This window comes from Companilactobacillus mindensis DSM 14500, from assembly GCF_001434275.1.
Lineage (GTDB): Bacteria > Bacillota > Bacilli > Lactobacillales > Lactobacillaceae > Companilactobacillus > Companilactobacillus mindensis.
In genome coordinates, this window is sequence record NZ_AZEZ01000099.1 from 88,019 (window position 1) to 98,379 (window position 10,361).

Genomic DNA, 10,361 nt, shown 5'->3' on the forward strand with positions numbered 1-10,361 from the left:
TTCTCGGTGGCCTTTTTACGTGAGTTATGAAGGGTGAAATCTATTATTTTGTTGTCACTCTAACAACTTCTGTATCTAATTGAACATCTTTATCCAAAACATTGTATTTCATGTAAGCAACACTTGGCATATTAGTTACAATAACCATCATGTCAGTCTTCTTACCGGCATTAGTGATTTTTTCTAGATCAACTTGAGCTAATTGGTCACCATGTTTGATTTCTTGGCCATCTGTGACCTTGAGATCAAATGGTTCACCTTTAAGCTGAACGGTATCGATTCCCATGTGAACTAGAACTTCCAAACCATTAGCTGTCTTGATACCCAGTGCATGCTTAGTTGGGAAAATCGTTTCGATCGTACCATCAACTGGTGAAACGATCTTGCCATCACTTGGAATTACCGCATAGCCATCACCGAGCATCTTTTGAGCAAAGGTTGGATCAGAGACTTTTTCGATATCCTCAAGATGACCATTGGCCACACTGTAAAAGGTATCTGTCTCACCTGATTTAACATCGCTTGCTGGTTCTGACTTAACTGTTGTTTCTTCTTTAGCATCACTAGAAGTTACAGCAGCGTTTTCGGCAAAGAGTTTCTTCAAAGCATCGGCTACGAATTGTACTTCAGTACCGACAACAATGTGAATATTAACTTTATCCAAAACATTAACTCCGGCAACACCGGCATTCATAATTTGCGACTTGTTGATCTTGCCAGTATCTTTCAACTGCAAACGCAAACGAGTCGTACAGTTATCGATCACACTAATATTATCGTGTCCACCGATACCTGCGTAAACTTTTTTAGCCATGACCATATACTTGTCATCAGTATCTGAAGTAGCAACTTCTTCAACTGGTGCAGAGGCATTAGTATCAACCGGTTCACGACCAGGAGTCATCAAATTAAATTTCTTAATAGCAAAATCAAATCCAAAGTAATAAATAACTGCCATGACCAACCCTTGAACTAATAACATATAAGGTTTATTAGCAATCGGCATGTGGAAACTCAAAATATAATCAACTAATCCCGCACTGAAGGTAAATCCAGCTGTCCAGTGCATGAAAGCTGCAAAAGCCATTGATAATCCAGTGAAAATAGCGTGGATAACATAAAGTGGCCAAGCGACGAACATAAATGAGAATTCCAAAGGTTCAGTAACACCCGTGAAGAATGAGGCGAAAGCTCCAGCTAGCATCAAACCAGCAGTAGTCTTCTTGTGCTCTGGCAAAGCGTTACGATAAATTGCCAAGGCACCAGCAGGTAAACCGAACATCATAACTGGGAAGTAACCAGCCAAGTACATACCTGTAACACCCTTAGTTCCCTTATTGGCCCAGAAATTACCGATATCATTAATACCAGCAATATTGAATTCAAAGACTTGATTCAAAGCTTGGTGCAATCCAGTTGGAATCAACAATCGGTTGAAGAATCCAAATAGTCCTGCCCCGATCCAACCAAGGTTGACAATAAATTTACCAAATGCAATCAATGCATTATAAAGTACTGGCCAAACAAATAGCAAAACCACTGAAACGAGTAGCATTGTCAAAGTAGCTAAGATTGGCACCAATCTTTTACCACTAAAGAATGACAAAGCCATTGGCAATTTTGTTTCGTGAAAACGGTCAAATAAAGCAGCCGCAATCAAACCAGCTACGATACCAATAAAGACGTTACCCGCAATCGCATTGAAAGCTGGATCAATTGCTCCGACCTTAATTCCCTTTAATAAAGCGACTTGTTTTGGTGCTAAGACAAATGTTGGTACGATATAAGCTACGACCCCGGCCATAGCTGAGGCGCCATCTTTGGTTTTGGCCATTCCGATCGACAAACCAACCGCAAATAACAAAGCCAATTGACTGAGGATGGCTGTTCCGCCGACTTGCAAGAACTGGGCTAAACCCCAATTCTGTGGAAGCCAGTGCCCAATACCTTCAAGTAACGCAGCTGCCGGAAGTACAGCAACTGGCAATTGAAGCGAACGGCCCATCCGTTGGAAATATGTTTTCATTTTTCCATTTTCCTCCCTAGTTTTAAGATAATTCTTTAACGAATCCGATAATACTGGTATACATTCAAAACTGCAATAGTTTTTTAAAATTTATAACGTTATGAAAGACATTGAAGTGCTTTCAATGTTCAATTGGACTAGATAGGTTTCAAATTGGTCTACTCCATGTATTAGTTATTATTATAAAAAACTAATCATTATATTAATATTGACTTAATACTTGCTTTCTGATAAATTATTACTACCGACAAATAAGGAGAACACTTTAACTGAAAACGAATCTTATATATTTCTTATATCGTATCCGCCGCTGACCTGCACATTACTTTCAATAGCAATGCGCTTTTTTTAAACCCTAAAAACAACGAGGAGAGATTATTTGAAACCTAAACCCTATCAGATAGGATTTAAGCCTTTAAAAGAAACATATAACACAAATGAATTTAAAGAGGGACTTTCAACAACTGAAGCTCAAAAACGTCTGAGTGAAAATGGTCCCAATAAATTGGAAGCACACAAAACGCCTAAGTGGAAAATCTTCTTCCGCCAGTTCAACAATATGGTAATCTACGTCCTGATTGCAGCGACGATCATTACTATGTTGATGGGACATTATTCCGATTCGATCATCATCTTCTTGGTGGTCATTATCAATGCCATCATTGGCTATTATCAAGAAGCCAACGCCTCAGATGCTTTGGATAAGATCAAGCAGATGTTGTCGATCGACGCCACGGTTTATCGTGATGGTCAAAGAAAAGACATCCCAGCTGAAGAATTAGTCGTCGGCGATACAGTCTTCTTAGAAGCTGGTGATAACGTTCCGGCTGACTTGAGAATCATTGATTCTGATAACCTGAGGATTCAAGAATCGGCTTTGACTGGTGAATCAAACTCAGTTGCTAAAATTGCCGACAAATTGACTGATGACGATGTCGCTTTAGCCGATCAAAAGAATATGGCTTTTGCTTCGACTGCAGTTACTAACGGTAGTGGTAGTGGTATCGTCGTAGCCGTCGCCAAAGAAACTGAAATTGGTAAAATTTCATCAGAAGTAAGCTCTGTTAAACAACGTAAGACGCCACTGATGCAGATCATCGATAGTTTAGGAACGAACGTTTCTTACTTCATCGTGGCCGCTTCAATCGTTATCTTCATCATCGGTTTGATTTTTGACACTTACGCCCTGCCAGTACTAGCTCTAGCTGTTGTAGCCATGATGGTTGGTGCTATCCCCGAAGGTATGCCTGCCACGACTTCAGTTATTTTAGCTAAAGGTGTCAGTGACATGGCTAAAAAGCAAAATACGATCGTCAAAACTTTGCCAGCTGTAGAAACACTCGGTTCCGTCGACGTGGTAGCAACTGATAAAACTGGTACATTAACTAAGAACGAAATGACCGTTACCGATATTTTGATTGACGATCAAGAGCTGCAAGTGACTGGTACCGGTTATCAACCAACTGGACAAATCATTCAAAATGGTAGACCAATTGAAGTAACGCCAAAGTTAAAATTATTTTTAGAAGCCGGTTATCAAGCTAACGATACAACGCTGTTACACGAAAATGATCAATGGAAGATCAACGGTGAACCGACTGACGGTGCTTTCTTGACTTTATATCACAAAATTTTTCCTTACGAACAAGAGAATCAGTACCAGGAAGTCGATATTCTGCCGTTTGATTCCGACTATCGTTATATCGGTAAAATCGTTAAAGATAAAAACGGTGAACAATTGCTCTTCGTTAAAGGTGCCCCTGATAAACTATTAGAAATGGCTCAAAAACAAGATGCAAACTTCAATTACGACTACTGGTTAGAAAAAGTTCAACGCTTCTCAGCCGAAGGTAAACGAGTTATTGCCGTTGCCTATGAAAAAGCTCCTAAATCCGTCGATGAAGTTACTCACGAAATGATCGTCGACGGTCTTAATTTCTTAGGACTCGCCGCTATCATCGACCCACCACGTGAGGAAGTTATCGAATCCTTGAAGATTATGCGTAGCGCCGGTGTGGAAGTTAAAATGATCACTGGTGACAATGCCATTACTGCCAAATCAATCGGTGAAAAGCTCGGTTTGGCTGATGAGATTCATGCTATCACTGGCACACAATGGGATAACTTGTCCGCTGAAGAAAAAATCATCGCCGCTGATGAAAACCAAGTCTTTGCTCGAACAACTCCTAGTAACAAGTTAGAAATCATCGAAGCTTTGCAGCAAAATAACAAAGTTACCGCTATGACTGGTGACGGTGTCAACGATGCTCCGGCTTTAAAACGAGCTGATATCGGTGTAGCCATGGGTATCAAAGGGACTGACGTTGCCAAAGATTCAGCCGATATGATTTTGACTGATGATAATTTTGCAACTATGTCCTCTGCCATCAAAGAAGGCCGTCGTATCTTCGACAATATCAAAAAGAGTATTCTTTATCTCTTGCCGATTTCCTTTTCCGAAGGTCTGATCGTCGCCTACGCTATTTTGACCAAACAAGATATCCCCTTGCAGCCGTCACAATTGTTGTGGATCAACATGGTCTCAGCCATTACGATTCAATTCGCTTTGATCTTCGAACCGGCTGAAGATGGCATCATGACACGCAAGCCGCGTAAAACTGGTAGCAAACTAATGGACCGCCACGATGTCTTCCAAATGACTTACGTAGCATTGTTAATTGCTGCTGTCAGTTTGATCATCGACATTTACCTGACTAGCAAAGGTTTCAGTGAAGTCATTACTAGCACGACAATGGTCAATACTTTGATCATCGGTAAAATTTTCTATCTATTTAATATCAGAACTCCCGAACTAGCACTTTCCAAAGAACTATTCTCCAACCCTAAAGCTTTTCTTTTCGTCGGATTGATGATGATTTTGCAATTGATCTTAACTTATGTTCCTTTCATGCAAAAGATATTCTCAACCGGAACAATCGGTTTATACGAATGGGGCTTAGCCATTGCCGCTGGAGCTATCGTTTTAATCGTTACCGAATTTGACAAATTGATTCGCTTGAACATGGCTCGATAATAATAAGTGTTCGCCAAAAAAGATCATCCAAAAAATGGATGGCCCTTTTTAGTGTAAATTTAAATAAGTTAAGACTCACTAGTCTGGAATGAAAACCCAGTGGATGCTCAGCGTGGTAGTGTCTTAGCTGGCGTTTTTACGGAAGACGGAAAGTACAAATTGCTACTCCATATTTGGGGTTTATCCCCCAATAGTTGTATGGAAGAATTCACCAAGTGCAAAGGTAATTATCGTCGTCAACAAGCCAACCGCAATATTACGCACCATCGTCTGCTTTGTTGACAAAACTTGTGAACGTGAACTGACAAATCCATTCAATCCTAACGCCACAACCATCGCTATCAATGTTCCTACGGCTTTATAAGGGTTAGGTACCGTCGTCATAGTAACTAATGGAATGATCGCCCCAGCAATAAATGATAAAAACGACGTTCCTGCAGCGTGCAACGGATTCAAATAGTGACCCACTTTTAATTGATAATCATCTGCAGCTTCTGCATCTACTTCCAATTTTTGATTGTTTGCTATCAATTCATCTGCAACCATCGTGGCGGTTTTTTGACTCAATCCACGATCACAATAAACTTTGATGAAATGGTTCCGCTGTTCTTCTTTAGGCAAACTAGCTTTTTCAATGAGCTGCTTGACGGTATTTTTTTGAATATCGTGTTGAGCTCGAACTGAAATATATTCGCCCCCTGCCATTGAACATGCCCCAGCTAGCATCCCTGCCAAACCAGACATTAACAATGAGCCACTTGAAAAATTAGCTCCTAAAGCACCCAGAACGATTCCCGAAACAGAAATAATTCCATCGTTAGCTCCTAAAATTCCAGCTCGAATTACATTAAGTCGATCTGATAAAGTACTGTGTTTAAAGCTTTTGCGAATTGCAGATTCCATTATATACCCCCATTACCAGCCATTGATTCTGACTTTGATTCCATGTTTCTCAATTTTCTTAGCATAGTCAGCCAAATCGTCTGCCTGTAACTGTTTAACATCTTTTAATTCATACTCTCTGCCCAAATCTTGATATTTTTTCAAGCCAAATTGGTGGAAAGGCAATAATTCTACTTCGGGAACGCCTAGTTTTACAAATAAAGCCCCAAAGTGATCGGCATCTTCCAGAGTATAATTGAACCCTGGAATTACTGGAATTCGAACCATCATAGTTTTGTGGGCTTGAACCGCCGTTTCTAGATTTTTCAAAATCACAGTATTGAGTGCCCCAGTTCCTTCTCGGTGTTTGTTTGGATTCCATTGTTTACAGTCGTAATACATAAAATCCATATAACTCATAAATTCTTTAAACACTCTCGGTGAAGTGTAGCCCGTAGTTTCACAGGCAAGGTCGATGCCTCGAGCTTTGATTGCCTTGGCTAATTGGATTGCAAATGATGCTTGGAATAATACTTCGCCACCTGAAAATGTCACGCCACCACCAGATTCTTCATAAAAATCCTTGTCCTGCATGATAACTTTCATAATTTCATCAACCGTCATATAATCGCCGACAATCGTCTCTTTAGCAGTCTGTTCATCATACATCGACTCTTGAATTCCTGATTGTGATTCTGGGTTAGAACACCACTTACAACGCAATGGGCAACCTTTAAAAAATACCACTGTTCTAATTCCTGGTCCATCGTTAATACTGAATTTTTGAATATTAAAGACCAATCCCCTCAATGGCTCTGCCGCTGCAGTTGTCATTTTAACCACTCCTTCATGTATTTCTTGCTGCAAGCATAACATTAAAATTATCAAACGTAAATAGTATATGTTTCGAATGAAACACAGACCAAATTCATTTAGAAAATGATATACTTAATTTTAAGAGAAGGTGATAACAATGAATCAACGTAATGAACAGCTATTAAACATAGTTAATCAACATAAAAAAATTGAAGTCAACGAATTGGCTGATTTGTTGCAAGTTTCGAAAGTAACGATTCGAAAGGACTTAACGCAACTGGAAAGTCGTGGACTGTTACAACGTCAACATGGTTATGCCATTATTAATAATCCAAATGACCTGAAGTTTCGTTTGGCTCAAAATTACGATACCAAAAAAAGAATTGCCCACGCAGCAGCACAATTAGTTGAAGACAACGAAACAATTATGATCGAATCCGGTTCTACATGCGCACTTTTAGCTGAGGAATTGGCCCAAAGCAAAAAACACGTTACCATCATCACGATTTCTTTCTTCATTGCTAACTATGTTCGTGACTACCCTAATATCACGGTTAACGTACTCGGTGGCGAATATCAATCCGATGCACAAGTCACCGTTGGTCCAATCACCAAATCCATGCTGACTAATTTCCATGCTCATAAACTCTTTATCGGTGTCGACGGTTTCGATGGTCAATATGGATTCTACGGTAACGACATCATGCGTGCCGATACTGGAAAATCTATGGCCGATAATGCAGATCAAGCATATGTCCTGACTGACTCTAGTAAATTCAAGGCTAAAAGTACTGTCCGACAACTATCTTTCCAACAAGTTTACGAAGTGATTACTGACAATCAATTAGAAAGCTCTATTAGTAAACGTCTCAAAGACAATCATATTAAGGTACAACTTGTCCAAGCCGAACAAATCAAATAATCTTATCAGACTAAAAACAGGACCAACAAAGCACAGATGTGCATTGTTGGTCCTGTTTTTTATTTTTGCGATTAAGCGCTTAATTAAATTAACAATTCATGCTATGATTGTTTCGTAAGAAAGGTTAATTAATTTTGAACGATAGGAAGGATGCTTTTAATATGCCTGAAACAATCACAAAAAAAGAAACAATAAACCACTTTGGTCAACTGACCCCTATGATGAACTGCCTAAGAGATAGCATCATTGATGCCAAACCTTATGTTGATCCAGAACGTGCAATCCTTACGACTGAAACTTACAAAGCCCATCAAGATGAACAAGTTGATATTCTCCGTGCAAAGATGTTGCAAAATGTTCTCAGCAAAATGACTATCTTCATCGAAGACAACACGTTATTAGCTGGTAACCAAGCTCGTCAAAATCGCTGGGCACCTGTTTTCCCTGAGTACTCAATGAACTGGGTAATTGACGAACTCGACACTTTTGAAAAACGTCCTGGCGATGTCTTTTACATTACCGAAGAATCCAAAGAAGAGCTTAGAAAAATCGCCCCATTCTGGAAACACAATACTCTAGAAGATCGTGGCTATGCTAGTTTCCCTGAATCAAGCCGGATTTTTTATGATTTAGGAATTATCGGTGCTGATGGTAATATCACTTCAGGTGACGGACATATCGCCGTTGATTACAAGAATGTTGTCACAAAGGGTCTCAAATGGTATGAAGACCGAATTAAAACTGCCCTTGATAATCTAGATTTGACTGACTTCAAACAACAAAAACAATATTACTTCTACAAGGCTGGCTTGATCGTAATCGATGCAATTCATAACTTTGCCAAACGCTATGCCGACCTGGCAGCTAAACAAGCTCGTGAAGCAATTAATCCTAAACGTAAAGCTCAACTTCAAAAAATGAGTGCCATTTTAAACAAGGTTCCTTACGAACCTGCCGACACTTTCTATGAAGCTATTCAAGCTGTTTGGTTGACTCATTTGACTTTGCAGATCGAATCTAATGGACACTCTGTTTCTTATGGTCGTTTGGACCAATACTTAGATCCATTCTACGAACATGACCTAAAGTCTGGTGAAATCGACGCTGACGAAGCTATCGAACTATTGACTAACCTCTGCTTAAAGACCTTGACGATCAACAAAGTCCGTTCATGGCAACACACTGAATTTTCAGCCGGAAGTCCCCTTTACCAAAACATCACCATTGGTGGACAAACTCCTGATGGCAAAGATGCCGTTAACCCAATGTCTTATTTAATTCTAAAAGCAATCGCTCAAGCACACTTGCCTCAACCAAACTTGACAGTTCGTTACCACAAGAATATCAGCGACAAGTTTATGCGCGAATGTGTCGAAGTAATCAAACAAGGTTTGGGAATGCCTGCTTTCAACAACGATGAAGTTATAATCCCTTCATTTATCAGACGTGGTATCAAAAAAGAAGATGCCTATAATTACAGTGCCATCGGCTGTGTCGAAACTGCTATTCCTGGTAAATGGGGTTACCGTTGTACCGGAATGAGTTTCATCAACTTCCCACGAGTACTTTTGATTGTCATGAACGGTGGCGTTGCTCCCGAATCTGGCAAACAACTTCTACCAAATTATGGCAAATTTACCGAAATGACATCCTACGATCAATTAATGGATGCTTGGGACAAAGCTCTTCGTGAAATGACGCGTCAAAGTGTCATCATCGAAAATAGTTGTGATTTAGCCCTTGAACAAAATTATCCTGATATTCTCTGCTCCGTTTTAACTGATGATTGTATCGGACGTGGTAAAACTATCAAAGAAGGTGGCGCTGTTTATGACTTTATCAGTGGCCTTCAAGTCGGAATTGCCAACTTAGCTGATTCATTAGCTGCCATCAAGAAGTTAGTCTTTGAAGAACACAAGTTAACTACAGCTCAACTTTGGAAGGCTCTTCAAACTGACTTTGCTGGTAAAGATGGCGAAGAGATCCGTCAAATGTTGATCAACGATGCTCCTAAATATGGTAATGACGATGATTATGTTGATGACCTGATTGTCGATGCTTACCAACCATATATCGACGAAATCGCCAAGTACAAGAATACTCGTTACGGCCGTGGCCCTATTGGTGGTCTACGTTATGCCGGAACTTCATCGATTTCTGCCAACGTGGGACAAGGACACAGTACTTTAGCCACACCAGATGGACGTCATGCTAGAACGCCACTTGCTGAAGGCTGCTCACCTGAACACGCTATGGATACCGACGGTCCAACTGCCGTATTCAAGTCCGTTTCCAAATTGCACACTAAAGATATCACTGGTGGTGTACTTCTTAATCAAAAGATGTCACCACAGATTCTTAGAAACGACGAAAGTTGTATGAAACTAGTTGCCCTTTTGCGGACCTTCTTCAACCGTCTGCATGGATACCATGTTCAATACAACATTGTATCTAGAGACACGTTGATCGATGCCCAAAACCACCCTGATAAACATCGTGATTTGATTGTCAGAGTTGCCGGATATTCTGCCTTCTTCGTAGGACTATCTAAAGAAACCCAAGACGATATCATTGAACGTACTGAACAATCGTTGTAATGAATTTTAGTTACATTTAAAATCGAGTACCTCTCACACCACCGTACGTACGGCTCCGTATACGGCGGTTCATTAATTTAAGCA

6 protein-coding genes are annotated in these 10,361 nt (G+C 40.1%); 3 read left to right on the forward strand and 3 right to left on the reverse strand.

What is annotated here, in order from left to right; translation table 11 throughout:
• Positions 1 to 43: 43 nt before the first annotated feature.
• Positions 44 to 2,026, reverse strand: a complete 1,983-nt coding sequence (gene nagE, locus FD29_RS10225) for an N-acetylglucosamine-specific PTS transporter subunit IIBC (protein ID WP_057888836.1) — start codon at positions 2,024 to 2,026, stop codon at positions 44 to 46.
• Positions 2,027 to 2,405: 379 nt separating this feature from the next.
• Between nagE and FD29_RS10230 the strand changes: the two genes are divergently transcribed.
• Positions 2,406 to 5,060 carry an HAD-IC family P-type ATPase gene (locus FD29_RS10230; RefSeq protein ID WP_057888837.1) on the forward strand — a complete coding sequence of 885 codons (2,655 nt, stop codon included), beginning with the start codon at positions 2,406 to 2,408 and terminating at the stop codon, positions 5,058 to 5,060.
• Positions 5,061 to 5,240: 180 nt separating this feature from the next.
• On the opposite strand, the gene FD29_RS10235 is transcribed toward FD29_RS10230, so the two are convergent.
• Together FD29_RS10235 and FD29_RS10240 are read right to left on the reverse strand one after the other, a co-directional pair.
• Complete coding sequence (locus FD29_RS10235) at positions 5,241 to 5,963, reverse strand: VIT1/CCC1 transporter family protein (protein WP_057888838.1); 723 nt, start codon at positions 5,961 to 5,963, stop codon at positions 5,241 to 5,243.
• Positions 5,964 to 5,975: 12 nt separating this feature from the next.
• Entirely contained in the window at positions 5,976 to 6,776 is an 801-nt protein-coding gene (locus FD29_RS10240; protein WP_057888839.1) for a glycyl-radical enzyme activating protein, read from the reverse strand.
• A gap of 139 nt (positions 6,777 to 6,915) precedes the next feature.
• On the opposite strand from FD29_RS10240, the gene FD29_RS10245 reads away from it, so the two are divergent.
• Together FD29_RS10245 and FD29_RS10250 are read left to right on the forward strand one after the other, a co-directional pair.
• On the forward strand, positions 6,916 to 7,680 hold the full coding sequence (locus FD29_RS10245; protein WP_057888840.1) for a DeoR/GlpR family DNA-binding transcription regulator: 765 nt from the start codon (positions 6,916 to 6,918) through the stop codon (positions 7,678 to 7,680).
• 161 nt (positions 7,681 to 7,841) lie between these two features.
• On the forward strand, positions 7,842 to 10,277 hold the full coding sequence (locus FD29_RS10250; protein ID WP_057888841.1) for a glycyl radical protein: 2,436 nt from the start codon (positions 7,842 to 7,844) through the stop codon (positions 10,275 to 10,277).
• The last annotated feature ends 84 nt before the right edge of the window (positions 10,278 to 10,361 follow it).

Excerpts from the sequence above, each read along its gene's own strand:
- FD29_RS10250 (WP_057888841.1), top strand. The coding sequence starts at position 7,842 with ATGCCTGAAACAATCACAAAAAAAGAAACAATAAACCACTTTGGTCAA.
- FD29_RS10240 (WP_057888839.1), bottom strand. The coding sequence starts at position 6,776 with ATGACAACTGCAGCGGCAGAGCCATTGAGGGGATTGGTCTTTAATATT.
- nagE (WP_057888836.1), bottom strand. The coding sequence starts at position 2,026 with ATGAAAACATATTTCCAACGGATGGGCCGTTCGCTTCAATTGCCAGTT.
- FD29_RS10235 (WP_057888838.1), bottom strand. The coding sequence starts at position 5,963 with ATGGAATCTGCAATTCGCAAAAGCTTTAAACACAGTACTTTATCAGAT.
- FD29_RS10245 (WP_057888840.1), top strand. The coding sequence starts at position 6,916 with ATGAATCAACGTAATGAACAGCTATTAAACATAGTTAATCAACATAAA.